The sequence below is a fragment of the Vineibacter terrae genome (assembly GCF_008039615.1).
Taxonomy (GTDB): Bacteria; Pseudomonadota; Alphaproteobacteria; order Reyranellales; family Reyranellaceae; genus Vineibacter; species Vineibacter terrae.
On record NZ_VDUZ01000038.1, the window covers coordinates 56,787 to 79,894 of the forward strand.

Consider the following 23,108-nt stretch of genomic DNA (forward strand, 5'->3'; position numbering starts at 1 on the left):
GCGGAGAGGGGCTACTCTGCCGCCAGCTTCCCGGCCTGGCGGCGACGATCCTGTGGTGCCTTGTGGAACACGCCGTCCTTTATGATCGCGATCAGCCGATCGGCATCCTGCAGCAGGCTGATATCCTGCAGCGGATCGCCGTCGACCAGCAGCAGGTCGGCAAGGTAGCCCTCCTTGACCTGACCGAGCTCGCCGCCCTGCATCATCAGCGCGCCGCCATGCCGGGTCGCCGCGATGATCGCCTCCATCGGGCTGAAGCCGAGCAGCCGCACGAAGTGCTCCAGGTCGCGCGCGTTGCGCGGCATCGGGTTGAAGGCGAAGCCATAGTCGCCGCCCGGCAGGACGCGCACGCCGCGCTTCTGCAGCGCCTTCATGTTGGCGCAGCCCAGCTCGAGCTCGTGGTTCAGGCGTCGCGCCGCGTCGGCCGACAGCGAGCCGCGCTCCTTGTAGGCGGCCCAGGTGATGCCGATGGTGGGCGCCACGAACACGCGGTCCTTGGCTGCCTCCAGCATGTCCAGCGCCTCCGCGTCGGCGAGCGTGGCGTGATAGACGATCTGCACGCCGTGCCGCAGCACCATCTTCACCGAGTCGGCGCTGCGGGCATGCGCTGCCACGCGCTTGTCGTGATGGTGGGCCACATCGCACACGGCCGCCACCTCGGCGTCGGTCATCACCGTGGTGTGCGCCGGCGCGCCAGGCACACCCTCGTCGCCTGACGGGTTGATCTTCAGCGTGTCGGCGCCTTCGCGCACGAAGAGGCGGGCCCAGCGGCGGAACTCGTCGGCCCCGTCGGCGACCACGGCGAAGGTCTCGCGATGCATATGCGACAGGCGCACATCGCCCAGGCCGCCGGTCACGGTCATCTCGGGCGAGGCGGCCAGCATGCGTGGACCGGGAATGTCGCCGGCGTTGATGGCGTTGCGGATCACGATATCGACGCGCGGCTTGGCGGCGGCAGCGCAGTTGATGCTGGTGAAGCCGTGGTCGAGCAGCAGGCGCACGAACTTCATGGTGATCAGCGTGTGCTCCTCGGGCGGGATGTCGCCCAGGGCCGGCATCGATGGCGTGTTGGCGAAGCTGGGATGGGCATGCGCCTCGACCAGCCCCGGCATCAGCGTGGCCCCCAGGCCGTCGACCACCACCGCATCGGGCGCCGCGCGCAGGGCGCCGGGTTGCCGGCCGATCGCCTCGATGCGGTTGCCGGCCACCAGCACATCGGCGCTGAACGGCTCAGCGCCGCTGCCGTCGATGACCTGGACGTTGCGGAACAGGGTTTGCGACATGGCTTCCTCCCGTTCAAGTCTTCCGGACGCGAAGGACCTCGCAGTGCGTCGACCCTGTGAATTGATGCGGCTCAGACATGAAGACTTCACCACAGAGGCACAGAGGCACAGAGCTTCACAGAGATGGTTCGGCGCGCCGAAGGCGCGCGATCTTTTCTCTCTGTGCCCCCTCTGTGTCTCTGTGCCTCTGTGGTTGATCTTCTCGCGGTCCTTCCGCCGATGTCACTTCACCGAAGAGAAGCTGGTGGGCTGCAGGATGGCGTTGCTGACATTGGCGACGATCTGGCCGTCCTTCTCGGTCTCGGCACGGGCGGAGAGCCACTCCGGATCAGAGATGAAGCGGTTCCATTTCTGCTCGCGATCGGCCAGCGAGTCCCAGGCCAGCAGGTAGTAGAGGTCCTGGTTCGACTCGCCGATGGCGGTTGTCCAGAAGCCGGCCTGGCGGATGCCGTGCTTCTCCCACAGCTTCAGGGTGATGGTGTCGAAGCGCTTGAGCAGCGCGGGCAGGCGTCCGGGCACGCAGCGGTAGACCCGCAACTCGTAGAGCATGGTTTCCTCCTGGCTTGGCGCGTCGTACGACGGCAGCAGTCGATCATAGCCGGGCCGGCGTGGCCAGCAGCAAGCTCGCGCTGCGCACGGCAGTCAGACCGCTTTGGCCGTTCTCCACCGGCGCGCCGGCCGGCATGGTTGACGGGCTCGGCAGGTCGGGCGCGGGAGGAGGGCGCATGGACTACACCACCCTCGGCAGGACGGGCCTGCGTGTCAGCGTTGCCGGCCTGGGCTGCGGCGGCAACAGCCGCATCGGGCAGGGCACCGGCCTGAGCGCCGACGAGTCGGTGGCGCTGGTGCGCGAGGCGCTCGACCTGGGCGTGAGCTTCATCGACACGGCCGAGGCCTACGGCACCGAGGATATTGTTGGCCGGGCCGTTTCGGCGGTGCCGCGTGAGCAGGTCGTGATCTCGACCAAGTGCCTGATCCGTGCCGGGGCAGGCCTGCGATCGGCCGCCGAGGTGGTGCAGGCGCTGGAGGCGTCGCTGCGCCGGCTGCGCCTTGATCATGTCGACGTCTTCCATCTGCACGCCGTGGCGCCCGATGCCTACGCGCATGCGCTGGGCGAGCTGGCGCCGGCGCTGCTGCGCGAGAAGGAGAAGGGCAAGCTGCGCCATCTCGGCATCACCGAGACCGGTCCGCGCGATCCGGCGCAGAAGACGCTGCAGCGTGCCGTGCACGATCCCTGCTGGGAGGTGATGATGCTTGCCTTCCACATGATGAACCAGGGCGCGCGCCTGAAACTCTTCCCCCACACTCGCCGTCAGGGCATCGGCACCCTGCTGATGTTCGTGGTGCGCAACATTTTCAGCGTACCCGGCCTGCTGGCGCGGACGATGAAGGACCTCGCCGCCGCCGGCCGGGTGCCCTCCGGCCTCGCCGACACCGATCGGCCGCTGGGCTTCCTGGTGCACGAGGGCGGCGCCTCGAGCCTCACCGATGCCGCCTATCGCTTCGCGCGTCATGAGCCGGGCACCGACGTGGTGCTGTTCGGCACCGGCAATCGCGCCCATCTGCGCGCCAACATCGAGTCGATCCTCAAGCCGCCGCTGCCCGCCGCCGACGTGCAGCAGCTCTACGACCTGTTCGGCGCGCTGGAGGGCGTCGGCCTCGACCTGCCCGACCGCGTGCGGCCATGAGACGAGAACGCACCACAGAGGCACAGCGCAGCCTTTGGCCGCAACCCAAAGGGCGGAGGAAGCGCCGCACCACTGCCCGTGCGGCGCCGCATGGTTCGACAAGCTCACCATGAAGCGCTTCCCCCGGGTTGCGGCCAAAGGCTGCGCTGTGTCTCTGTGGTGAAATTTTTCAGGGAGGACCCATGAGCACCACGCCGACCACCACCACGCCGCCGTTCCACGGCTATCTGCCGGTGCGCGAGGACTGGCTGGCGCGGCGGCGCGAGGACATCCTCGAGCCCGGCCTGCCGATCGTCGATCCGCACCATCACCTCTGGGAGCGGCCGGGCTGGCGCTATCTGCTGCCTGAGCTGCTGGCCGATACCGGCAGCGGCCACAACATCGTGGCCACCGTGTTCGTGCAGTGCCGCGCCATGTACCGCGCCGATGGGCCTGCCGAGCTGAAGCCCCTGGGCGAGACCGAGTTCGTGAACGGCGTGGCCGCGATGAGCGCCAGCGGCGGCTATGGCGCCACCCGTGTCTGCGCCGGCATTGTCGGCCACGCCGACCTGGCGCTGGGGGCGCGCGTGCAGGACGTGCTCGAGGCCCATTTGCGGGTCGCCGGCGAGCGCTTCCGCGGCATCCGCCATATCTCGGCCTGGGACACCGACACGTCGGTGCTGAACCCCAACTACCAGGTGCCGCAGGGACTGATGCACAGCACGGCCTTCCGCGACGGGTTCGCGCGGCTCTCCAAGCTCGGCCTGTCCTTCGATGCCTGGCTCTATCACCCGCAGATCGGCGAGCTGGAAGCTTTGGCGCGCGCCTTTCCGGAAACCGCCATCGTGCTCGACCATGTCGGTGGCCCGCTGCATATCGGCGCCTATGCCGGCAAGCAGGCCGAAGTGCTGGCGCGCTGGCGGCCGGCCATGCAGGCGCTCGCGGCCTGCCCGAATGTGCATGTGAAGCTGGGCGGCCTGGGCATGCGCATCGGCGGCTTCACCTTCCACGAGCAGGCCGAGCCGCCATCGTCCGAGGCGCTCGCCGCGGCCTGGAAGCCCTATATGGAGACCTGCATCGAGGCTTTCGGCGCCAGCCGATGCATGTTCGAAAGCAATTTCCCGGTCGACAAGGGCTCCTACGCCTATCCCGAGTTCTGGAATGCCTGCAAGCGGCTCGCCCAGGGCGCCAGCGCCGCGGAGAAGGCAGACCTCTTCAGCGGCACCGCGACACGGTTCTATCGCTTGGCCAGCTGATCCTCCTCACGCAGTGGGCAGGGCATTCGCATATGGCCTCGCTGTCATCCCGAGCGCCCCCTTCGACAGGCTCAGGAGAGGGATCTCCTGCGGCAAGGCGCACGGTGCGCCATTCGCGGGAGATCCCTCGCTGCGCTCGGGATGACGGTAGAAGAGTCGGGAGGGACATGCACATGCGGTTTGACGGCAAGGTCGCGCTGGTCTCGGGCGCAGGGTCGGGCATCGGCCGCGCCACGGCGCTGGGCTTCGCGGCCCGTGGCGCCAAAGTGGTTGTGGCGGATATCGATGCGGCCAAGGTCGAGGCCGTGGTCGGCGAGGTCACGGCGGCCGGCGGCATCGCGGCCGGGATCGCCGCCGACGCCGCATCCCCGGCCGGCATCGACGCCATGATCGGCGGCGCGGTGCAGGTCTTCGGCGGGCTCGACATCCTGCACAACAACGCCTTCGGCCAGCCGGCGCTGCCTGCCGGCCAGAGCCGCTTGGCCCTCACCGCCGACATCGACGAGAAGGTGTGGCTGCACACGATCGAGCTCGGCCTGACCGGGGTGTTCCGCGCCACCAGGCGGGCAATCCCGGAGCTGCTCAAGCGCGGCGGCGGCGCCATCGTCAACACCGCCTCGATCTCCGGCCTGTTCGCGGACTATGCGATCGGCGCCTACAACGCCGCCAAGGCGGGTGTCATCAACCTCACGCGCGTCACGGCGATCGAGTACGCGCGCCGCGGCATTCGCGTGAACTGCGTCTGCCCCGGCGCCATCGACACGCCGCTGCTGCGGCCGTCGATGGCGCTGCCCGGCTTCGCCGACGGGACGCTGGGCGCGATCCCGATGGGGCGGCTGGGCCGGCCCGAGGAGATGGCCAATGTGGTGCTGTTCCTGGCCTCGGACCTGGCGTCCTACGTCACCGGCGCTGCGATCGTGGCCGATGGCGGCCTGACGGCGCAGACCGGGCTGCCCAACCGCCTTTCGGACGGATGAAGGATCGCGCGGTCAGTCCCGCTGCGCCTTGCTGAGCCGCGCCAGCTCCTCGCGCACCAGGCGCAGGGCCTCGGTCTGGCCCTGCTGCAGGTCGAGCACGCCCTGCTGGGCGCGCAGCATGGTGGCGTTGCTGATGGTCACCCGCTCGACCATCTCGGCCAGCGAGTTCACCCGGGCCTCGAGCTTCTCGAGGCGCTTCACGATATCGTCCATATCCCCTCCGGTTGGCCTGGCGCCGGCGGCGCTCGCGCAGCAGGCTACCTCAAAATGCGACGGCGATCAGCGGCGCCGGCGGCGTGCGCCGCCGGTGGCCGTCTCGGCGGCCGCGACGCTCTGCACCAGCCAGTCCTTGAACGCGCGCATGGCCCTGGTTTCCTGCTTGGACTTGAGCCAGGTGAGCCAATAGGCGCCTGTCGTGATCTCGACGTCGAACGGGCGGGCCATGCGTCCCCGCCGCAGCTCGCGCGCGAACATGCGCACCGGCAGCAGCGCCACGCCGGCGCCCTGGGCGGCCGCTTCGGCCATGGTGACCGACGAATCGAAGACGGCGCCGCGCACGACCGGGCAAGGCACGCCGGCGGCCTCGAACCACCGTGCCCATTCGTCGGCCCGATACGAGCGCAGCAGCACCTGGCGCGCCAGGTCCGCGGGCCGGCGCAGCTTCTGCGCGATCGTCGGGGCGCAGACCGGCGACAGCGGCGCCGCGAACAGCCGCGCCGCCTCGGTGCCGTGCCATGAGCCGTCGCCGAAGCGGATCGCGTAGTCGAGGCCTTCGCCTGCGATATCGACCCGGTTGTTGTTGGTCAGCAGCCGCAGGTCGACATAGGGATGCGCCTCGCAGAAGACCTTGAGCCGCGGCAGCAGCCATCCGGTCGCGAACGTGCCGACGGTGCCGACCGTGACCACGTCGCGGAAATGGCCGTCCTCGAAGCGCTCCAGCATGGCACGGATACGGCCGAACGAGTCGGCAAGCACAGGGATCAGCGCCTGGCCTTCATCGGTCAGCGCCAGGCCACGCGGCAGGCGCCGGAACAGGCGCAGGCCCAGGATCTCCTCGAGGCCCTTCACCTGGTGGCTCACGGCGGCCTGCGTCACGCGCAGCTCCAGCCCGGCCTTGGTGAAGCTGAGATGGCGCGCCGACGCTTCGAAGGCGCGCAGCGCGTTCAACGGCACATTCGACTTCGCCATGACGCCAACACCCATCCGCGCGCGACCCAAATTTTCCTAGGGGCTCGCCGGATTTATGATCGTTTGTCAACAGCCGTCTGCGACGACACCTTGCGCCGGCCAGTAACGGAGAGTTGCATGATCAATCGGCGTTCATTCACGGCAGCAGCCTGCGGCATCCTCATCGGCGGCACGGTCGCCGCCAGAACCGGCCTGGCCCGCCAGTCCGGGCTGCCCGCCACGCTTGCCGACACGTTCAAGAAGATCGAGGCCGATAGCGGCGGTCGCCTGGGCGTGGCGGTGCTCGACACGCAGACCGGGACCAGCGCCGGCCATCGCGCTGACGAGCTCTTTGCGATGTGCAGCTCCTTCAAGATGCTGGCCGCAGCCGCGGTGCTGGCGCGGGTCGATGCCGGCAAGGAGAAGCTGGACCGGCGCGTCCCTGTCCAGGCCAGCGACATCATCCCGTATTCGCCGGCGGTCAAGGAGCGGGTAGGCGGCACCATGTCGCTGGCGGAGCTGTGCGCGGCAACCGTGACGCTCAGCGACAATGCCGCCGCCAACCTGATCCTGGCGACTTTCGGCGGGCCGGCGGCCGTGACAGCCTTTGTCCGCTCGATCGGCGATGGCGTCACGCGGCTCGACCGCACCGAGCCGACCCTCAATGAGGCGCGGGCCGATGATCCGCGCGACACGACATCGCCTGCCGCCATGGCAGCGACCATCCAGAAGCTCGTGCTGGGCACGGCCCTGTCGGCCGCGTCGCGCGAGCAGCTCACGGCCTGGCTGGTCGGCAACAAGACCGGTGACGCGCGCCTGCGCGCCGGCGTGCCCAGGGACTGGCGTGTCGGCGACAAGACCGGGACCTGCAATTCGAACACCGCCAACGATGTCGGCCTCGCCTGGCCGCCGGGACGCCAGCCGGTGATCATGAGCGTCTATCTCACCGGTGCCACCGTCAACGCCGACCGGCAGAACGCCGCCATCGCATCTGTCGCGCGCGCCGTGGCCACGGCGCTGGCATAGTCCCCGCAATCACTGGTTGGTGACACAGCCGTCATCCCGAGCGCAGCGAGGGATCTCCTGCGGCAGAGCGCACAGTGCGCCATTCGCAGGAGATCCCTCGCTGCGCTCGGGATGACAGATGTGTCACCAGCGCCGGCGCGGGCCGAGACCGACGTCCTGGACGCAGCAGGGAAATCTTGCTGCGTTCGGGATGATGGCTTCGGGCCCGGAGGCGAAGTAACTTTCACGCGAGACACTTATTTTTCCTTACTCTACAGTAGACAAATCGAAGGCAGGGTTGATTCAGAGGATGTGCCATGGTGGCTGGGCGCGAGTCGGATCAAGCGCCTGATTTTCGCGCGTTGTTCGAAGCGGCTCCGGGCCTGTATCTGATCGTGCGTCCTGACCTCACGATCGCGGCGGTCAGCGACGCCTATCTTGCCGCCACCAGGACGCGGCGTGCCGACATCCTGGGCCGCGGCATCTTCGAGGTGTTCCCGGATAATCCGGATGATCCCAAGGCTACGGGCGTCAGCAACCTGAAGGCCTCGCTGTTGCGCGCCATCGAGCATGGCGTGCCTGACACCATGGCGGTGCAGAAATTTGACGTGCGCCGCCCGGCATCGGAAGGCGGCGGCTACGAGGAACGTTACTGGAGCCCGGTCAACACGCCGGTGCGGGACGGCGCCGGCAATGTCGCCTGGGTTATCCACCGGGTCGAAGATGTGACGGATTTCATCCGGCTGCAGCGACAGGGCCGCGCCCAGGCGCGGCGCGCGCAGGGCCTGCTGGAGCGGGTCGATCGCATGGCGGTGGATGTCCTGCATCGCGCGCAGCAGCTGCAGGAAACCAACCGGGCGCTGCGGCAGAGCGAGGAGCGGCTGCGCCAGCTCAACGAGACCCTGGAGCAGCGGGTGCTCGAGCGCACGCGGCAGCTCGAGGCCGAGGTGCGCAACCGCGAGCGCGCGCAGGAGGCGTTTCGCGAGACGCAGAAGCTCGAGGCGATCGGCCGGCTGGCCGGCGGCGTGGCGCACGATTTCAACAATCTGCTGACCGTGATCCACGGCAGCGCCGAGCTGCTGCTGGACAGCATCACGTCGCCGGACGACGTGCAGAGCCTCAAGACGATCGAGCGCGCGGCCGAGCGGGGCGCGCGGCTCACCCGCCAGCTCCTGGCGTTCTCGCGCCAGCAGGCGCTGCGCCCGGAGCGCATCGATCTGCGCTCCAAGGCCCAGGACATCACGGAGCTGCTGCAGCGCTCGCTGCGCGGCGATATCCGCATCGTCCTGGCGCTCGACGAGGAGTTGTGGCCGATCCAGTGCGATCTTGGCGAGCTGGAGCTCGCCTTGCTCAATCTCTGCGTCAATGCGCGCGATGCCATGCCCAGCGGCGGCCTCATCCGTATCGATGCCACGAACCTGGTGCTGCCGACGCCGGACCGGCCGGCCGACGCGCCGGCCGGCGATTTCGTGTCCCTGAACGTCACCGACACCGGCATCGGCATCGAGCCGGCGGTGCTGGCGCGCGTGTTCGAGCCGTTCTTCACCACCAAGGAGGTCGGCAAGGGCACCGGCATCGGGCTCAGCCAGGTGCATGGCTTCGCGCAGCAGGCCGGCGGCCGCGTCACCATCGAAAGCACGCCCGGACGCGGCACCACCGTCTCGCTGCTGCTGCCGCGCTCGACGGAGGAACCGGCCGCCGGCATCGCCGAGGCACGCCTGGAGTCGCTGCGCAGCACGGGCACGGTGCTGCTGGTCGAGGACGACGACGATGTCGCGGCCGTGACCACGGGCATGCTGCGCCTGATCGGCTATCAGACCCGGCACGCCCGCGACCCGCGCACGGCGCTGGCGCTGCTGCTGGGCGGGCAGCGCTTCGGCCTGGTGTTCTCCGACATCGTCATGCCGGGCGGGATGCCCGGCCTGGAGTTCGCGCGCAAGGTCCGGCAGCACTTCCCGCATATCCCGATCCTGCTGACCAGCGGCTACAGCCACGCCGCGGCCGAGGTGGTCGAGGAAGGCTTCATCGTGCTGGCCAAGCCGTATCGCGCCGACACCCTGTCGGACGCCATCCGCCAGTGCCTGGCCAGCGAGCGGCACCAGCACAGCGCCTGAAGGCGGCAGGCACCACCTGGCTCAGCGCGCCGTCTTTCCCTCCAGCAGCGTGCGCTGCCGCGCGAAGGCCTGCGCCATGAAGTCGGTGACGGCGCGCACGCGCGCCGTGCGCCGCAGGTCCGGGTGCGTCAGGATCCAGAGCGCCGTTGGCGGGATATCGGGCGTGCCGATGCGGACCAGGCCAGCCGACAAGTCGCCGAGATAGCGGGGCAGGGCGGCGACCCCGAGCCCGGCCGCCGCCAGGTCGCGTAGCGCCAGCAGCGAGTCGGCGCGGGCGGCGATGGCGGCGTCCGGCAGGGTCTCGCGGATCCAGCGCCCCGTCGCCGTGCCCGCCAGACTGTCGTCCGGCGCCAGCCAGGCATGCGCGTGCCATCGCCTGGCCGGCACGGTCGACTGCTCGAGATAGGCCCGGCTGGCATAGACCGCGAAGCCGACGGTGGCGATGCGCCGGCCCACCAGGGTCGGCGGCGGGTCATCGGCCGGCCGGATCGCGACATCCGCGTCGCGCCGGGTGAGGTTGAGCATCAGGTTCGAGACCGCGACCTCGACGGTGATGCCGGGATGCGCCGCCCGGAAGGACGCCAGCATCGCCGGCAGCAATGAGGCCATCAGCGTATCGGTGGTGGTCACGCGCACTGTCCCCGACAGCCGCAGGTCCTGCCCCGCCAGCCGGCGTTCCAGGCCGGTGACGGTGGTGTCGATCTCGCGGGCGGCGGCCAGCAGGGCCTCGCCGGCTTCGGTCGGCACGTAGCCGGTCGGCAGCCGCTCGAACAGACGCAGGCCGGCATCGTCCTCGAACGCGGCGAGGCGGCGCAGCACGGTGGTGTGGTTGACGCCCAGCGTGCGCGCCGCTCCCGCCAGGGTGCCGGCGCTACCGACCGCCAGCACGTAGCGCAACCCGTCCCAGTCCATCGCTTGGCCTGTGCGTTTGTGCAGAGGCAGACTGCATAGAGGCAGATAGCCGTGCAGGCAAGCACACCTCATCTGGGTGTCGCGACAACACCTGCCGAGGATCCGCGATGACCCCGCTTCAGCTTCACACCTACCAGACGCCCAACGGTCACAAGGCCGCGATCATGCTCGAGGAGACCGGCCTGCCGTACCGCGTGCATGTCGTCGACATCGAGGCGGGCGCGCAGCACCACCCCGAGTTCCTGGCGCTCAACCCCAACAACAAGATCCCGGTGATCGTCGATCCGGATCGCGGACGCGTCGTCGTCGAGTCGGGCGCCATCCTGTTCTACCTGGCCGAACGCGCCGGCGTGCTGGTGCCGGCCTCCGAGGACGAGCGCCTGGCGACCCTGCAATGGACGTTGTTCCAGGCCGCCCATGTTGGTCCGAGCCTGGGCCAGCTCTGGAACTTCAAGATCTTCGCAACCGACAAGATCCCGACCGTGATCGAGCGTTTCGAGCGCGAGTCGCGACGGGTGCTCGGGGTTTTGAACGGCGCACTGGCGGCGCGTTCGCACCTCGCCGGCAGCTATGGCATCGCCGACGTGATGACCTGGCCGTGGATTCATGCCGCCGTCACCAGGATCGGGCTGACGCTCGATGCCGTCCCGCATCTGGCGCGCTGGCACGCCGAGGTGGCGGCGCGTCCGGCCGTGCAGCGGGGCATCGCGGTGCCGAGCCTGCAGCACGAGCAGGCGGCGTGAAGGGCCCGATTGAAAGTCGGGAGAAGGTCATGTCGAACGCGTCGGCGTGGTTGTTCCTGGTCCTGTCCGGCATTGCCGACGTGGTGTGGGCGGTGGCGACGAAATACGCCGCCGGCTACACGCGGCTGGGCTGGACGCTGGTGTCGTTGGCGTCGCTGGCGGTGTTCCTCGGCCTGCTGACCCAGGCGCTGAAGGTCCTGCCGCTGGGCACGGCCTATGCCGTCTGGACCGGCATTGGCGCGGTCGGGTCAGTCGTCGCGGGCCTGCTGCTGTTCGGCGAGGCGATGAACGCGGCGCGCCTGGCCGCGGTCGTCGTGATCGTCGGCGGCGTGGTTGCGCTCAAGGTGCTGCCGGCATGAGGCGGGGGCAGGGGGCTACCACAGGATGAACCCGACCGACGCCGCCAGGCTGACACCCATGACGATGTTGAAGATGCGCGCCGCCCGCGCGCTGCGCAGCAGCCGATGCATCAGCGCGCCGAAGGCCAGCCAGACGAGGCCGCAGGGCAGCGCCGCGGCGACGAACAGCAGCGCAAGCCAGCTCGCCTGCAACAGGGCGCTGTCGGCATTGCCGTGCAGATAGGCGCCCGCCGCGGCCGTGCTGACCAGCCAGGACTTGGGGTTGACCCATTGGAAGAGCGCGGCCTTCGTGAAGCCGGCCGGCTTCTTCTGCACGGCGGCCGAAGCCGCGCCGGCTGCCGCGATCGTCCACGCCATCCACAGCAGGAAGGCGGCGCCCAGCCAGTTCAGCACCTGCAGGATCGCGGCATGGCCCAGGATCACCTGTCCCAGCCCCAGCGCGACGCTGAAGATCAGCACCCCCATGCCCAGCGCGACGCCGGCCAGGCAGGGCAGGCCGCGCGGCACGCCGACCACGGCGCCGGTCGCCGCCAGCAGGACGTTGCTCGGGCCCGGCGTGATCGCCGCCACCAGGGAGAAGACCAGGAAGCCGATGGCTTGTTCAATGCTCACGGCGCCACGCTAGTGCTGGAAATCGCAGGTCGCTGATGCATCCGTCATCCCGAGCGCCCCTTCGACCGATAGCCGGTATTAGGGTGCCCCGCTAAAGCGCGTCTTGGATGATCTTGCCCATCGGCGCCGTAGCGCCCCGCGGCGCCGAACAAGGTTGACCGCGGCGACCTCTATTGGCGCCGAAGCCCGGCACACATCGACCGTCACCGCCGCGGTTCGGTTTTCGGATAGCTGAGCCGGGAGAGTCATGCGATCAGTGTGGCGCGGTCCCATCATGCAACCATGGTGATGACGTTCGCTCGTAGCAGCCTGGCATGCGGTGTGGTCTTGTCCGCCGCCATGGGCTTCGCCGCCTGTGTCCAGGCGCAGCCCGCCACGCCGACGGACAAGGAGATCGTCGACGCCTATACCTACATGTACGGCCGCTACCTGGTGCTGCAGCAGGAGCACCGGGACATCAACGTCAGGAAGGTCGGCTACAACAAGATCACCTACAATCCGGTGGGTTCAGCCACCGCCGCCAGCGCCAATCCCGATGTTGCCGACCTTGAGGCCTGGATCGCCGTCGACGTCGGCAACGCCGTGATCCTGAACGTGCCCCGGATCACGGGGCGCTACTATACGGCGCAGCTTGTGGACGGCTGGGGCGAGGTCGTCGCCAACATCAACGACCGCACGTTCCCGGACCGTCCGTCCGGCGCGTTCGCTCTGGTGCTGAAAGGCGCACATCCCGTCGTGCCCGACGGCGCGGTCAGGATCGAGGTGCCGGCACCCAAGGTGAAGCTTCTGGCGCGCGTCGAGCTGAAGGGAACTCCCGACAACGCGGTGCAGCTGCAGCGCCGGTTCACGCTCGACGTGCCGCCGGGGATCAAGAACGATCCGCCGCTCAGGATCCCGGCCTTCAGCGCCGCGGCGCCGATCACGGCCGCGATCTTCGACAACGTGGCGGCGGCGCTGGCCACGTGTCCCGATCCGATGCCCCGGGCCGGCGCATACCAGGCGATGGCGCAAGCGGTGTCCGCCTACGTGAAGAGCGACACCGCCGCCCGCGCGCGGGTGGAAGACGTCGTGAGGAACCAGGCCATCCCGGCGTTGTCTCAAGGGGCCAAGGGCTTGGGCATGCACAAGGGCGGCTGGTCGGTCACGTATGCCACCGGCCGCTTCGGCGACGACATCATGGCCCGCGCCATCGTCAACGCCGGTGGCACATGGCCCAACATCGCCAGCGAGACCACCTCATTCGCCGGCCTGACCGACCGCGATCGGCTGCCGCTGCATGGCAGCCGGACCTACCTGATCCGATTTCCGAGGGAGGGGAAGCCCGAGGCGCAGGTCAACGCCTTCTGGGCCATGACGCTCTACAGCGGGCCGGACCATCAACTCGTGTCCAACGCGCTGCAGCGATACGGCCTGAGCAGCCACTCCGACATGAAGCTGAATACCGACGGCTCCCTCAACCTGTGGCTGGCCCCGACGCAGCCCAGGGGGATCGCGGAGAGCAACTGGCTGCCCACGCCGGCGGGCAGGCCTTTCGCGCTGGATCTGCGGATGTATGTGCCCAGGCCCGATGTGCTCGATGGCACGTGGTTCCCCGCGCCCGTCCAGCGCGTCCACTGAGCCTTCGCCACTCGCTGGCAGGACGTCTCGGTGCGCGCCTTGCGAAGAGCTGGCTGCCGGCACCTGGGGAGGGATGGTCTTGGTCAGTGGTTCGGATTTCGCGTAGTCCTCGTCGATCGTTGTGCGATCCCGGCCACAAAAATCTTGTTCTTTTATGGAGAATAGTGTATTGATTCGGCTTTCGGCGTCGGGGCCCTTCAGGCGCTTTTGTGGGTTCCATAGTCAGGGGCAAGGCCGCCGCCGGACCGAACGGGCGCTGCGTCGTTGCCTTCGTCTGGCAACGCCACCACTTCCACCATCATCGGGCTGACGCATGACCTCTGCTGTCCTCACCCTGCGCCCATCCGGCATTCGGTCCTCAGGGTTTCCAGTAATTTCCGGTAGTTTTCCAGTACTTGAGTAACGGCAACTAACATGTTGAAAGAAAACTATAAGTAATTTTTCCAGTATTTCCGGTACGGATTCGAAATCAATGGCCCGATCAGAGGTGCGCCGCTCGCCTGCGACCCCGGCCGCCGCCGCGACGGCGCCCTGGATCGCTCGCTGCGCCCGGGATGACAGGCGTATCAGCGACCAGCGATTCCAGGTACTAGGATCGGGACGTTCCGCGTTGAGAGAGCTGGCCATGCCGTCGTTCGACATCGTCTCCAAGACCGACCTCGCCGAGGTCGACAACGCCCTCGACGGCGTGCGCCGCGAGATCGGCACACGCTTCGATTTCAAGGGCAGCAAGGTGACCCTGGAGCACAAGGAGGCGGCCATCACCATCATTGCCGACGACGAGATGAAGCTGCGCCAGGTCCAGGAGCTGGTCCGCGGCTACTTCGTGCGGCGCAAGCTCGACCCCAAGGCGCTGGATTTCGCCGATTCCGAGCGCGCCTCGGGCAACACGGTCCGCCAGGTGGTCACGGTCAAGCAGGGCATCGACCGCGAGCTGGCCAAATCGGTCGTCAAGGCGGTGAAGGATTCCAAGCTCAAGGTCCAGACCGCGATCCAGGGGGACGAGCTGCGGATCACCGGCAAGAAGAGGGACGACCTGCAGGCGGCGATGAATGTGGTGCGCGGCCTGGAAGTTGACCGGCCGGTCCAGTTCATCAATTTCCGTGATTAGCGCCGGTCATCCCAGGCGCCTCTCTGTCATCCCGAGCGTAGCGAGGGATCTCCTGCGGCAAGGCGCACGGTGCGCTATTCGCGGGAGATCCCTCGCCACGCTCGGGATGACAGTGAAACCGCTCGGGATGACGGATCTATCCGCGCTTGGCCTTGTCGGTGGCGTTGGTCGACTGGATCGCGTCGCGGATCTTCTGCCAGTCTTCCTCGGTCTGGCTCAGCATGCCGGAGAAGGTGCCGCTGCCCATGATGCCGGCGGCGCCGTCGATGGCGATGACCTCGCCGTTGATGTACTCGACCTCGTCGCACATCAGGAACGCCGCCATGTTGGCCAGCTCGGGATGGCGGCCGACCCGGCCCATCGGGTTGCGGTCCTTGTAGCGCGTGTTGTCGCCCATCGGATTGAGCCGCGCCCAGGCGCCCTCGGTCGGGAACGGTCCCGGCGCGATGGCGTTGAGGCGGATGCCGTAGCGTCCCCATTCGACGGCCAGGCTCTGGGTCATGACGGCGACGCCGGCCTTGGACATCGCCGACGGCACAACGAACGGGCTGCCGGTCCACACCCACGTGGTCAGGATGCTCAGCACGCTGGCCTTGCGGCCCTCGGCGATCCAGCGCTTGCCGCAGGCATGGGTCATATAGAACGTGCCGTGGAAGACGATGCCGGCGATGGCATCGAAGCCGCGCGGACTGAGATCCTTGGTCTGGGCGATGAAATTGCCGGCGGCGTTGTTGACCAGCCCGTCCAGCGGACCGACCTCGCGCCACACCGCGTCCACCATCTCCTCGACTGCCGAGGCCACCTTGATGTCACAGGTATAGGCATGCACCCGCCGCCCCGGATATTTCCCCATCAGCTCGTCCGCCGTCTGCTTCAGCACGGCGCCGCGGCGGCCGCAGATCACGGCGTCGGCGCCGAGCTCGACGAACTTATCGAGCATCGTCTTGCCCAGGCCGCTGCCGCCCCCGGTGACGAGGAACGTCTTGCCCTTGAACAGATCGGCCTTGAACATGTTTTTCCTCCGGTTCACTGCGCATGTGTGTCGAAACCCTTTAGACAGGGCACTTCTTTTCGTCGAGAGCGTTGCCAAGTGAAATTGGGACTGTTCCCGCGCCGCGGATTCAGTGTTAGGGTTCTTCAGGGGACAAGAAGAAAGTGGGATCGGCGTGTATGACGACCCAGATGACAGGGCAAGGCAGCAGCGCTCCGGAGACTGTTGAGTTCCGTGGTCGAGTGAAGTGGTTCAACGCCACCAAAGGTTTCGGGTTCGTTACCACTGAATCCGGGACAGGCGATGCGTTCCTTCACATCACGGTCCTCCGGCAGGCGGGGCATGAGGACATCGCGCCCGGTGTGACCCTTGGCTGCCATGCCACCAAGGGACCCAAAGGGCTGCAGGTGATGCGCATCACATCGATCGACCTCAGCACGGCCGGTCCGATGCCGCGTCCCGAGATGGCCCAGGCGGCGCCATCGCCCGAAGCGCAGAGCGACGACAACGACTTCGTCGTCGGGCTTGTGAAGTGGTACAACGCCGAGCGCGGCTACGGCTTTGTCTGCCCACAGGCCACCGACAAGGACGTGTTCGTGCACGCCGCGACTCTTCGGCGCAGCGGCATCGAAGGGCTGACGCCCGGACAGACCGTGCGTGTGCGCGTCACGACCGGCCCCAAGGGCCTGCAGGTCGCCGAGATCCGCCTGGCATAGGCTGGCAGCATGCGGCGTCCTCGCCCGCAGGCGGGCGAGGACATGCACGCTGCGGGCTACTTGATCTCCTGAACGTAGCTCTCCAGCGGCACGTCGCGCTTGATGAGGCCGCGTGCCTTCAGGAAGGCCGCGAAGCGGGCATAGCGCGTGCGGTCGAGGCTGGCGGGATCCGACGCCAGCAACGGCAGCGTGTCCTGCCAGGCGCGCCGGTTGAGCTCGTTGGCGACCTCCTTGCCGCCATAGGCCGCGAAGGCGTCCCACGCCGCGGCCGGGTTGGCGCGCAGCCATGCCGTCGCCTCGCGCAAGGCGGCGAGCAGCCGTCGCGTCCTGTCGATGTCGAGGCCGTCGCGGCGCGCCACCAGGATGAGCTCGTCGTAGACGGGCACACCGAAATCCTCGACCGGGAAGGCGGCGCCCTTGAGCTTCTCGATCTCGAGGTCGTTGAGCTCGAAGTTGCGGAAGGCGCCGATCACGGCGTCGATCTGCCTGGATTTCAGCGCCGTGGTCAGGGCGAAGTTGACGTTGATCAGCGTCACGTCCTTCAGGGTCAGGCCGGCGGTTTCCAGCATGGCCGCAAGGATCGCGTCCTCGAAGCCGGCGACGGAGTAGCCCACCTTCTTGCCCTTCAGGTCGGCGATGGTCTTGATCGGCCCGTTGGCCAGCGACACCAGCGCGTTCAGAGGCTGCGGCACAAGCACACCAATCCGTACCAGCGGCAGCGCCTCGGAGGCACGCTCCGGCGCGACGAACATGTGCAGCTGCGGCTGGTACGAGACGGCGTAGTCGCCCTTGCCGGCCGCCACCAGCTTGGGCGGCGCGCTCGGGTCGGCAGGCACCGTCAGGCTCACGTCAAGATTCTGCTTCTCGAAGAAGCCCTGGGTCTTGGCGATCACCAGGGCCGCGTGGTCGGGATTGAGGAACCAGTCCAGCAGCACGGTGACCTTGTCGGCGGCCGCCGCCTGCCGGCCGAGGCCGGCGGCACCCAGCGCGAGGCCGGCCGCAAGCGTGTGTCGGCGGGTGATGGTCATGTCGGCTCCTTCGTCATGGGAGGTCGGGCGTCATGGCAGGTCGGGCGTCATGGCAGGTCAGGCGGCGTGGGGGACCCAGGGCATCGCACGCCGCAGCAAGGCATCGGCGAGAAAGTAGAGGGCGACGCCGATGACGCAGAGCACCACCAGCGCGGCGAAGGCCAAAGCCGTCTGGCCGCGGGCGAGCTGCTGCATCATCAGGTAGCCCAGGCCGGCGCTGGCGCCGACCCATTCGCCGATGATCGCGCCGATCGGCGCCACGGCCGCCGCCACGCGCACGCCCGAGGCGAAGGCCGGCAGCGCTGCCGGCAGCCGGATGCGCAGCAGCACCGAGAGCGGCGGCGCGTCCATCATGCGCGCCAGGTCGAGCCAGCCGGGGTCGACGCGGCGCAGCCCGTCATAGAAGGCGCTGGCGATGGGGAAGAAGATCACCAGTGTCGCCATGGCGATCTTCGACGCCAGCCCGTAGCCCAGCCACAGCACGAGCAGGGGCGCGATGGCGAACACCGGCACCGCCTGGCTGATCACCATCAGCGGCATGCCCCAGGCGCGCAGGCGGCCGAACCGCGCCATCGCCAGCGCGGTGGCGCCGCCCAGCGCCACGCCCAGCACGAGGCCGGCAGCAATCTCGATCAGCGTCCATGCCGCATGCTCGGCCAGCAGGTCGCCGCGGCCGACGAACTCCTGGGCCACGATGCTGGGCGGCGGCAGGATGTAATGCGGGACGCCGCCCAGCCACACCACGGCTTCCCACAGCGCGATCAGCGCCACGGCGACGAGCACGGGGCGCAGGAGGGTCAAGGCGTCGTCTCCATGCGCGCGCCGACGCGCGCGGTCCGACGGGCGGCCATGGTACTCATGCTGCCGTCGCCTCGGCCAGGCGGCGCAGCAGCTCGGCCTGCGTCGCCAGCACCATCGGGTCGGCGACGTCGCGCGGCGGCGCGGCGGGCAGCTCCAGCGCTGCGTCCAGGGTGGCCGGCGCGCCGGCCATGACGTGGATGCGATGGCCCATCCGCGCCGCTTCCAGCGGGTCGTGGGTAACCAGCAGCACGGTGCGGCCGGCCAGCAGGCGGGCGGCGAGGTCCTGCAGCTGCAGCCGGCTGATGGCATCGAGCGCGCCGAACGGCTCGTCCATCAGCACGACAGGCCGGTCCTCGACCAGGGTGCGCACCAGGGCGACACGCTGCCGCATGCCGCCCGACAGCGTCGCCGGCCGTGCCGCCAGCCGCTCGCCCAGCCCGACTTCCTGCAGCAGGCCGGCCGCGCGCTGCCGGGCGGCCGCGTGCGCCGCCGGATCGCGGCGCAGCCGCGCCCCCAGCGTGGCGTTGGCGAGCACGTCGAGCCACGGCAGCAGCAGATCGGTCTGGGCCATGTAGGCGATGCGTCCGGCCAATGGCATGCCGTCGTCGGCCGCCAGCGTCGCGCCCGGCTCCGGCGCCAGCAGGCCGGCGACCACGCGCAGCAGCGATGACTTGCCGACGCCGGACGGGCCTAGCAGGCAGGTGGTGCGGCCGGCCGGCAGATCGAGCGCGATGCCGTCGAACAGCGCCGTGCCTTCGAACAGCACCCGCCCGCCGCGCAGGCGGATCGCCGGGGCCGCGATGGCCGTGCGTCGCACCGCCGCGCCGGCCTGCCGGGCCTGACCTTCCCTGGAATGACCTGTGGACGCTCCCGCCGGAGCGGCCGTGACCGAAGACATTGCTCACCGTCCCTACGCCGGTGCGAACCGGATCAGGTTCCAGGGGTCGTCCTGTCGGACCTCTCAGCCGCCGCCGCGGCTCCCCCCGGTGACTCTCGCCGCGCGATACTGGCGGCTCGTGCTGCGGCCTGCAAGCGTCTTTCTTTTTGCCGCCCGACACCGCTACGATGCCTGCCCATCCCGGCGCTTTGCGAAGGGCGCAGCGGCCGATGACGCGGAGGGGCAGATGGCGGTGGTGATGCGGGTTGAGGACATGGCCGGTGCGTTCGCCGAGGCATTCTCCGCCGGCAACATCGAGGCGCTGGTCAGCCTCTACGAGGAGCAGGCGGTGCTGGCGCCGCAGCCAGGCGCGCGGGTTGTCGGCAAGGCGGCCATTCGCGAGGCCTTCGCCCGCATGACCGCGCGGCGGCCGCGCATGTCCATGACCGCGGTGATGATCATGGAGCGCGACGGGCTGGCGCTGGTGCGCCATGACTGGGTGATGACCGGCACCGATGCCGAAGGCAAGCCGATGGAGCGTCGCGGCACCAGCGCCGAGGTGCTGCGCCGCCAGCCCGATGGCCGCTGGCTCTATGTGCTCGACCACCCGTCGGGCGTGGACAAGTCGTGATCGTGTCGTTGGGACCGCGCCGGGCGGCGCGCGGTCCGGAAGCACCGAAGGAGCCGGGTATGCGTCGCGTTGCGTGGGTTCTCGCCGTCCTCCTCGCGTTCGGCGTTGCCGGGACGCCGGCGCCGGCACCGGCGCAGTCGCCACCACCGCCGCCGGCGGTCTCGTTCGAGAAGTCGAGCCTCGTCATCGACACCGCGGCGGGCGAGCAGAAATTCGACGTCGAGCTGGCGCTGACGCCCGAGCAGCAGCAGCGCGGCCTGATGTTCCGCCAGAAGCTCGGCGTGCATGAAGGCATGCTGTTCGACTTCGTCGCGACCCAGAAGCTGTCGTTCTGGATGGCCAACACGCTCATTCCGCTCGACATGCTGTTCATCGATGCCGACGGCACCATCGCGCGCATCCACGCCAATGCCGAGCCGCTCTCGACCCGCACCATCGACAGCGGCTCGCCCGTCAGGGCGGTGCTGGAGATCAACGGCGGCGCCGCCCGCATGCTGGGGATCAAGCCGGGCGACAAGGTGCGCCACGCGATCTTCGGCAACGCCAGGTGAGCGGTAGCCTCACACTGTCATCCCGAGCGCAGCGAGGACCTCCCGCGAATGGCGCACCGTGCGTCTTGCCGCGGGAGATCCCTCGCTGCGCTCGGGATGACAGTTTGGAGCGGCAACCCTGCAACCGGGACGAGGGCGCCCCTGATTTGGGGGAAGCCTCGGATTTTGTAGGTTCCCCGGCGTCATCCTGCTCTGTCGATTTTCGTGAAAGACATTACATTCCAATGACTTAATATATTTATCCGAGTTGGCACGAAGTTCGCGCTTCTGGGGGCGTTGCGTAGTCCCCAACAAAGAAGTGCGAGATGCCTTGGAACATCCTCTGTGATTTCGACGGGACAATCGTTCCCGTCGATGTGTCCGACGCCCTCTTTGAGCGATTTGCCGAGCCAGCCTGGCGGGATATCGAGGCCGAATGGCAGGCCGAGCGCATCAGCAGCCGCACCTGCATGGAGCGTCAGGTGGCGCTGCTGCGTTGCAGCCTGGCCGAGCTCGACGCCACCCTCGACAGCATCGACATCGACCCGGGCTTCGCCGGCTTCGTCGGCGATTGCCACCGTTGGGGCCATCGCCTGACCATCGTGAGCGACGGGCTCGACTACGCCATCCGGCGCATCTTCCGGCGACATGGCATCCATGACCTTGCCGTCGTCGCCAACCATCTTCGCCCGGCCGGCGGCCGCCGCTACGTCCTGGAATTCCCCCATGCGTCGCGGATCTGCAGCTCAGGTGTCTGCAAGTGCGGATTCCGCGGACCCAGGCTGCCGACGCTGGTGATCGGCGACGGGCGCTCCGATTTCTGCGTCGCCGGCGCCGCCGACATGGTGATCGCCAAGGCGTCGCTGCTGGATCACTGCCGCCGCGACGGCCTGCCGGTGATCCCGTTCGACGATTTCGCCCAGGTGCGCGCCGTGGTCGACCATCTCGGTCGTCATCAGCAGCGCGTGGCTGCCCGCATCCCCGAGTGGAGTTCCGCGCTATGAACCAGATCATCCGCCTGCACGACCTCAGCCGCGACGACGATGCCGAGGAGGCCGCCCTGCGTGCCGACGAGGCGCGCTACTGCTCGCATGGCGACACGGTCCACTACACCGACACGCCGATGATCTTCGAGCGTTGCCAGGGCTCGTTCCTCTACGACCGTCGCGACAGGCCATATCTCGACCTGCAGATGTGGTACTCGGCGGTGAACTTCGGCTATGCCAACCCGCGTCTGAACGAGGCCCTGAAGCGGCAGATCGATCGCCTGCCGCAGGTCGCATCGCAGTATCTGCACCGCGAGAAGATCGAGCTGGCGGCGATGATCGCGCGCGATGCCGAGCAAAAGTTCGGGCGCAAGGGCCGCGTGCATTTCAACGTCGGCGGCAGCCAGGCGGTCGAGGATTCGCTGAAGCTGGTGCGCAACGCCTCGCACGGCAAGAGCCTGATGTTCGCATTCGAGGGCGGCTACCACGGCCGCACGCTCGGCGCCTCGGCCATCACGTCGTCCTACCGCTATCGGCGGCGCTACGGTCATTTCGGGGACCGGGCGCAGTTCGTGCCGTTCCCGTACTGCTTCCGTTGCCCGTACGGCAAGAAGCGCGAGGATTGCGGCCTCTATTGTGTCGACCAGTTCGCACGCCTGTTCGATACGGAATACTACGGCCTGTGGGATCCCAAGGTCGGCGAATCGGAATATGCCGCTTTCTACGTCGAGCCCATCCAGGGCACCGGCGGCTATGTGATCCCGCCGCCGGGCTACTTCGAGAAGCTCGCCGGGGTGCTGGAGGCGCGCAAGATCCTGCTGGTCGACGACGAGATCCAGATGGGCTTCTTCCGCGCCGGCAAGCTGTGGTCGATCGAGAATTTCGGCGTCAGGCCGGACATCATCGTCTTCGGCAAGGCCATGACCAACGGGCTCAACCCGCTCTCGGGCATCTGGGCCCGGGAGGAGCTGATCGCGCCGTCGGTCTTCCCGCCGGGATCGACACACTCGACGTTCAACGCCAATCCGCTCGGCACCGCCGCCGCGCTCGAGACGATGCGGATGCTCGACGAGAGCGACTACGAGACCGCGACCTTCGCCAAGGGGGTCTATTTCCTGGAGGGCCTGCGTGAGCTGAAGCGCAAGCATCCGATCGTCGGCGACGTCGACGGGCTGGGATTGGCGCTGCGCATGGAGATCTGCGCCGAGGATGGCTTCACACCGGCCAAGGCGACGGTCGATCGCATGGTCGACGAGGCCATGAAGGGCGACCTCGTCGTCAACGGCAAGTCATACGGGCTGGTGCTCGATATCGGCGGCTACCACAAGAACGTCGTCACCCTGGCGCCCAGCCTCGACATCTCGCGTGAGGAGATGGACCTCGCCATCGTCCTGCTCGACCAGGTGCTGGCCCGCGTCGAGCACGGATGAGCGCTGACGGGCAGGGGGATGACGCCCGGGAACGACGAGGCATCTTCCTGCCCGCTGCCGGCGCAGGTCCTGCGCCGGCCACCCCGAACGCCAACTCTCGTCATGGACGCGTCAGAGGACGACATTACGAGCCGCGTGACGCCAGCCCGCAACCTGGGCGGGCCGGTCGAAACGCCATGCTCGACGACAGCCGCCACATGACCGCGATCGACTGGCAGCAGCCACTGGTGGCGAGCCGGTCCGGTGCGTTTCCGCGCCCGCCTGTCGGAGGAGCCATGAACGGGGAGTGTCCAGC

24 protein-coding genes, 1 pseudogene and 1 riboswitch are annotated in these 23,108 nt (G+C 68.4%); of the genes and pseudogenes, 15 read left to right on the forward strand and 10 right to left on the reverse strand.

From position 1 onward, the window contains the following. Nucleotides 1-11: 11 nt before the first annotated feature. Nucleotides 12-1,283 carry a metal-dependent hydrolase family protein gene (locus FHP25_RS28130; RefSeq protein WP_147850305.1) on the reverse strand — a complete coding sequence of 424 codons (1,272 nt, stop codon included), beginning with the start codon at nt 1,281-1,283 and terminating at the stop codon, nt 12-14. A gap of 222 nt (nt 1,284-1,505) precedes the next feature. Continuing rightward, the gene (locus tag FHP25_RS28135) at nt 1,506-1,832 is read right to left on the reverse strand and encodes an NIPSNAP family protein (RefSeq protein ID WP_147850306.1); all 327 of its coding nucleotides are present in this window, start codon (nt 1,830-1,832) and stop codon (nt 1,506-1,508) included. Nucleotides 1,833-2,008: 176 nt separating this feature from the next. Between FHP25_RS28135 and FHP25_RS28140 the strand changes: the two genes are divergently transcribed. The 3 genes from FHP25_RS28140 (at nt 2,009) to FHP25_RS28150 (ending at nt 5,183) form a co-directional block, all read left to right on the forward strand. Further along, nucleotides 2,009-2,971: an aldo/keto reductase gene (locus FHP25_RS28140; RefSeq protein WP_147850307.1), complete on the forward strand. Its 963-nt coding sequence runs from the start codon at nt 2,009-2,011 to the stop codon at nt 2,969-2,971. Between the two features lie 182 nt (nt 2,972-3,153). Further along, nucleotides 3,154-4,206, forward strand: coding sequence for an amidohydrolase family protein (locus FHP25_RS28145; protein WP_147850308.1), 1,053 nt, complete (start codon nt 3,154-3,156; stop codon nt 4,204-4,206). Between the two features lie 173 nt (nt 4,207-4,379). Beyond that, nucleotides 4,380-5,183 carry an SDR family NAD(P)-dependent oxidoreductase gene (locus tag FHP25_RS28150; RefSeq protein WP_147850309.1) on the forward strand — a complete coding sequence of 268 codons (804 nt, stop codon included), beginning with the start codon at nt 4,380-4,382 and terminating at the stop codon, nt 5,181-5,183. A gap of 12 nt (nt 5,184-5,195) precedes the next feature. Here the strand turns inward: FHP25_RS28150 and FHP25_RS28155 are convergent, their stop codons facing one another. Both FHP25_RS28155 and FHP25_RS28160 read right to left on the reverse strand, forming a co-directional pair. Further along, nucleotides 5,196-5,396, reverse strand: coding sequence for a hypothetical protein (locus tag FHP25_RS28155; RefSeq protein WP_147850310.1), 201 nt, complete (start codon nt 5,394-5,396; stop codon nt 5,196-5,198). 66 nt (nt 5,397-5,462) lie between these two features. Then, nucleotides 5,463-6,371 (reverse strand): LysR family transcriptional regulator, encoded by a 909-nt coding sequence (locus FHP25_RS28160; protein WP_147850311.1) that lies wholly within the window; start codon nt 6,369-6,371, stop codon nt 5,463-5,465. A 117-nt stretch (nt 6,372-6,488) separates the two neighbouring features. Between FHP25_RS28160 and bla the strand changes: the two genes are divergently transcribed. Then, nucleotides 6,489-7,376: a class A beta-lactamase gene (bla, locus tag FHP25_RS28165; RefSeq protein WP_147850312.1), complete on the forward strand. Its 888-nt coding sequence runs from the start codon at nt 6,489-6,491 to the stop codon at nt 7,374-7,376. 296 nt (nt 7,377-7,672) lie between these two features. After that, a complete protein-coding gene (locus tag FHP25_RS28170; protein ID WP_147850313.1) occupies nt 7,673-9,469 on the forward strand; it encodes an ATP-binding protein in 1,797 nt (598 codons plus the stop codon). Nucleotides 9,470-9,490: 21 nt separating this feature from the next. On the opposite strand, the gene FHP25_RS28175 is transcribed toward FHP25_RS28170, so the two are convergent. Next, on the reverse strand, nt 9,491-10,381 hold the full coding sequence (locus FHP25_RS28175; RefSeq protein ID WP_218578650.1) for a LysR family transcriptional regulator: 891 nt from the start codon (nt 10,379-10,381) through the stop codon (nt 9,491-9,493). Nucleotides 10,382-10,488: 107 nt separating this feature from the next. Here FHP25_RS28175 and FHP25_RS28180 point away from each other — a divergent pair, with 107 nt between their 5' ends. Continuing rightward, nucleotides 10,489-11,124, forward strand: a complete 636-nt coding sequence (locus FHP25_RS28180; protein WP_147850315.1) for a glutathione S-transferase family protein — start codon at nt 10,489-10,491, stop codon at nt 11,122-11,124. A 29-nt stretch (nt 11,125-11,153) separates the two neighbouring features. Beyond that, nucleotides 11,154-11,483, forward strand: a complete 330-nt coding sequence (locus FHP25_RS28185; protein ID WP_147850316.1) for a DMT family transporter — start codon at nt 11,154-11,156, stop codon at nt 11,481-11,483. Between the two features lie 15 nt (nt 11,484-11,498). Here the strand turns inward: FHP25_RS28185 and FHP25_RS28190 are convergent, their stop codons facing one another. Continuing rightward, entirely contained in the window at nt 11,499-12,095 is a 597-nt protein-coding gene (locus FHP25_RS28190; RefSeq protein ID WP_147850317.1) for a LysE family translocator, read from the reverse strand. Between the two features lie 282 nt (nt 12,096-12,377). Here FHP25_RS28190 and FHP25_RS28195 point away from each other — a divergent pair, with 282 nt between their 5' ends. Both FHP25_RS28195 and FHP25_RS28200 read left to right on the forward strand, forming a co-directional pair. Then, nucleotides 12,378-13,712 carry a DUF1214 domain-containing protein gene (locus FHP25_RS28195; protein WP_147850318.1) on the forward strand — a complete coding sequence of 445 codons (1,335 nt, stop codon included), beginning with the start codon at nt 12,378-12,380 and terminating at the stop codon, nt 13,710-13,712. A 625-nt stretch (nt 13,713-14,337) separates the two neighbouring features. Further along, nucleotides 14,338-14,823, forward strand: a complete 486-nt coding sequence (locus FHP25_RS28200) for a YajQ family cyclic di-GMP-binding protein (protein WP_147850319.1) — start codon at nt 14,338-14,340, stop codon at nt 14,821-14,823. A gap of 136 nt (nt 14,824-14,959) precedes the next feature. Here FHP25_RS28200 and FHP25_RS28205 read toward each other — a convergent pair whose 3' ends face one another. Further along, nucleotides 14,960-15,835: an SDR family oxidoreductase gene (locus tag FHP25_RS28205; protein ID WP_147850320.1), complete on the reverse strand. Its 876-nt coding sequence runs from the start codon at nt 15,833-15,835 to the stop codon at nt 14,960-14,962. A gap of 170 nt (nt 15,836-16,005) precedes the next feature. Here FHP25_RS28205 and FHP25_RS42710 point away from each other — a divergent pair. Together FHP25_RS42710 and FHP25_RS42005 are read left to right on the forward strand one after the other, a co-directional pair. After that, nucleotides 16,006-16,221 (forward strand): annotated as a pseudogene (locus FHP25_RS42710) (cold-shock protein); the annotation flags it as partial. Nucleotides 16,222-16,224: 3 nt separating this feature from the next. Then, nucleotides 16,225-16,530 (forward strand): cold-shock protein, encoded by a 306-nt coding sequence (locus FHP25_RS42005; RefSeq protein ID WP_231712509.1) that lies wholly within the window; start codon nt 16,225-16,227, stop codon nt 16,528-16,530. A gap of 56 nt (nt 16,531-16,586) precedes the next feature. Here FHP25_RS42005 and FHP25_RS28215 read toward each other — a convergent pair whose 3' ends face one another. The 3 genes from FHP25_RS28215 to FHP25_RS28225 all read right to left on the reverse strand — a co-directional run bounded on the left by FHP25_RS28215 (nt 16,587) and on the right by FHP25_RS28225 (nt 19,257). Next, nucleotides 16,587-17,558 carry an ABC transporter substrate-binding protein gene (locus FHP25_RS28215; protein ID WP_147850322.1) on the reverse strand — a complete coding sequence of 324 codons (972 nt, stop codon included), beginning with the start codon at nt 17,556-17,558 and terminating at the stop codon, nt 16,587-16,589. Between the two features lie 57 nt (nt 17,559-17,615). Next, nucleotides 17,616-18,359, reverse strand: a complete 744-nt coding sequence (locus tag FHP25_RS28220) for an ABC transporter permease (protein ID WP_231712510.1) — start codon at nt 18,357-18,359, stop codon at nt 17,616-17,618. A 55-nt stretch (nt 18,360-18,414) separates the two neighbouring features. Next, nucleotides 18,415-19,257: an ABC transporter ATP-binding protein gene (locus tag FHP25_RS28225; protein ID WP_178133834.1), complete on the reverse strand. Its 843-nt coding sequence runs from the start codon at nt 19,255-19,257 to the stop codon at nt 18,415-18,417. After that, nucleotides 19,250-19,353, reverse strand: a riboswitch (TPP riboswitch). It overlaps the preceding gene by 8 nt. Before the next feature lie 130 nt (nt 19,354-19,483). Between FHP25_RS28225 and FHP25_RS28230 the strand changes: the two genes are divergently transcribed. From FHP25_RS28230 to FHP25_RS28245, 4 genes are all read left to right on the forward strand, one after another. Next, nucleotides 19,484-19,867 carry a YybH family protein gene (locus tag FHP25_RS28230; RefSeq protein ID WP_147850323.1) on the forward strand — a complete coding sequence of 128 codons (384 nt, stop codon included), beginning with the start codon at nt 19,484-19,486 and terminating at the stop codon, nt 19,865-19,867. Between the two features lie 59 nt (nt 19,868-19,926). Continuing rightward, nucleotides 19,927-20,418, forward strand: coding sequence for a DUF192 domain-containing protein (locus FHP25_RS28235; protein WP_147850324.1), 492 nt, complete (start codon nt 19,927-19,929; stop codon nt 20,416-20,418). A gap of 305 nt (nt 20,419-20,723) precedes the next feature. Next, nucleotides 20,724-21,401: an HAD-IB family phosphatase gene (locus tag FHP25_RS28240; RefSeq protein ID WP_147850325.1), complete on the forward strand. Its 678-nt coding sequence runs from the start codon at nt 20,724-20,726 to the stop codon at nt 21,399-21,401. Then, a complete protein-coding gene (locus FHP25_RS28245; RefSeq protein WP_147850326.1) occupies nt 21,398-22,813 on the forward strand; it encodes an aspartate aminotransferase family protein in 1,416 nt (471 codons plus the stop codon). Before FHP25_RS28240 ends, FHP25_RS28245 begins: the two co-directional genes overlap by 4 nt. Nucleotides 22,814-23,108 lie beyond the last annotated feature (295 nt).

Excerpts from the sequence above, each read along its gene's own strand:
- FHP25_RS28215 (WP_147850322.1), bottom strand. The coding sequence starts at position 17,558 with ATGACCATCACCCGCCGACACACGCTTGCGGCCGGCCTCGCGCTGGGT.
- FHP25_RS28145 (WP_147850308.1), top strand. The coding sequence starts at position 3,154 with ATGAGCACCACGCCGACCACCACCACGCCGCCGTTCCACGGCTATCTG.
- FHP25_RS28240 (WP_147850325.1), top strand. The coding sequence starts at position 20,724 with ATGCCTTGGAACATCCTCTGTGATTTCGACGGGACAATCGTTCCCGTC.
- FHP25_RS28155 (WP_147850310.1), bottom strand. The coding sequence starts at position 5,396 with ATGGACGATATCGTGAAGCGCCTCGAGAAGCTCGAGGCCCGGGTGAAC.
- FHP25_RS28185 (WP_147850316.1), top strand. The coding sequence starts at position 11,154 with ATGTCGAACGCGTCGGCGTGGTTGTTCCTGGTCCTGTCCGGCATTGCC.
- FHP25_RS28230 (WP_147850323.1), top strand. The coding sequence starts at position 19,484 with ATGGCGGTGGTGATGCGGGTTGAGGACATGGCCGGTGCGTTCGCCGAG.
- FHP25_RS28170 (WP_147850313.1), top strand. The coding sequence starts at position 7,673 with ATGGTGGCTGGGCGCGAGTCGGATCAAGCGCCTGATTTTCGCGCGTTG.
- FHP25_RS28200 (WP_147850319.1), top strand. The coding sequence starts at position 14,338 with ATGCCGTCGTTCGACATCGTCTCCAAGACCGACCTCGCCGAGGTCGAC.
- FHP25_RS28205 (WP_147850320.1), bottom strand. The coding sequence starts at position 15,835 with ATGTTCAAGGCCGATCTGTTCAAGGGCAAGACGTTCCTCGTCACCGGG.
- FHP25_RS28245 (WP_147850326.1), top strand. The coding sequence starts at position 21,398 with ATGAACCAGATCATCCGCCTGCACGACCTCAGCCGCGACGACGATGCC.
- FHP25_RS28130 (WP_147850305.1), bottom strand. The coding sequence starts at position 1,283 with ATGTCGCAAACCCTGTTCCGCAACGTCCAGGTCATCGACGGCAGCGGC.
- FHP25_RS28195 (WP_147850318.1), top strand. The coding sequence starts at position 12,378 with ATGGTGATGACGTTCGCTCGTAGCAGCCTGGCATGCGGTGTGGTCTTG.
- FHP25_RS28180 (WP_147850315.1), top strand. The coding sequence starts at position 10,489 with ATGACCCCGCTTCAGCTTCACACCTACCAGACGCCCAACGGTCACAAG.
- FHP25_RS28235 (WP_147850324.1), top strand. The coding sequence starts at position 19,927 with ATGCGTCGCGTTGCGTGGGTTCTCGCCGTCCTCCTCGCGTTCGGCGTT.
- FHP25_RS28175 (WP_218578650.1), bottom strand. The coding sequence starts at position 10,381 with ATGGACTGGGACGGGTTGCGCTACGTGCTGGCGGTCGGTAGCGCCGGC.
- FHP25_RS28150 (WP_147850309.1), top strand. The coding sequence starts at position 4,380 with ATGCGGTTTGACGGCAAGGTCGCGCTGGTCTCGGGCGCAGGGTCGGGC.
- FHP25_RS42005 (WP_231712509.1), top strand. The coding sequence starts at position 16,225 with ATGCGCATCACATCGATCGACCTCAGCACGGCCGGTCCGATGCCGCGT.
- FHP25_RS28140 (WP_147850307.1), top strand. The coding sequence starts at position 2,009 with ATGGACTACACCACCCTCGGCAGGACGGGCCTGCGTGTCAGCGTTGCC.
- FHP25_RS28160 (WP_147850311.1), bottom strand. The coding sequence starts at position 6,371 with ATGGCGAAGTCGAATGTGCCGTTGAACGCGCTGCGCGCCTTCGAAGCG.
- FHP25_RS28225 (WP_178133834.1), bottom strand. The coding sequence starts at position 19,257 with ATGTCTTCGGTCACGGCCGCTCCGGCGGGAGCGTCCACAGGTCATTCC.
- bla (WP_147850312.1), top strand. The coding sequence starts at position 6,489 with ATGATCAATCGGCGTTCATTCACGGCAGCAGCCTGCGGCATCCTCATC.
- FHP25_RS28135 (WP_147850306.1), bottom strand. The coding sequence starts at position 1,832 with ATGCTCTACGAGTTGCGGGTCTACCGCTGCGTGCCCGGACGCCTGCCC.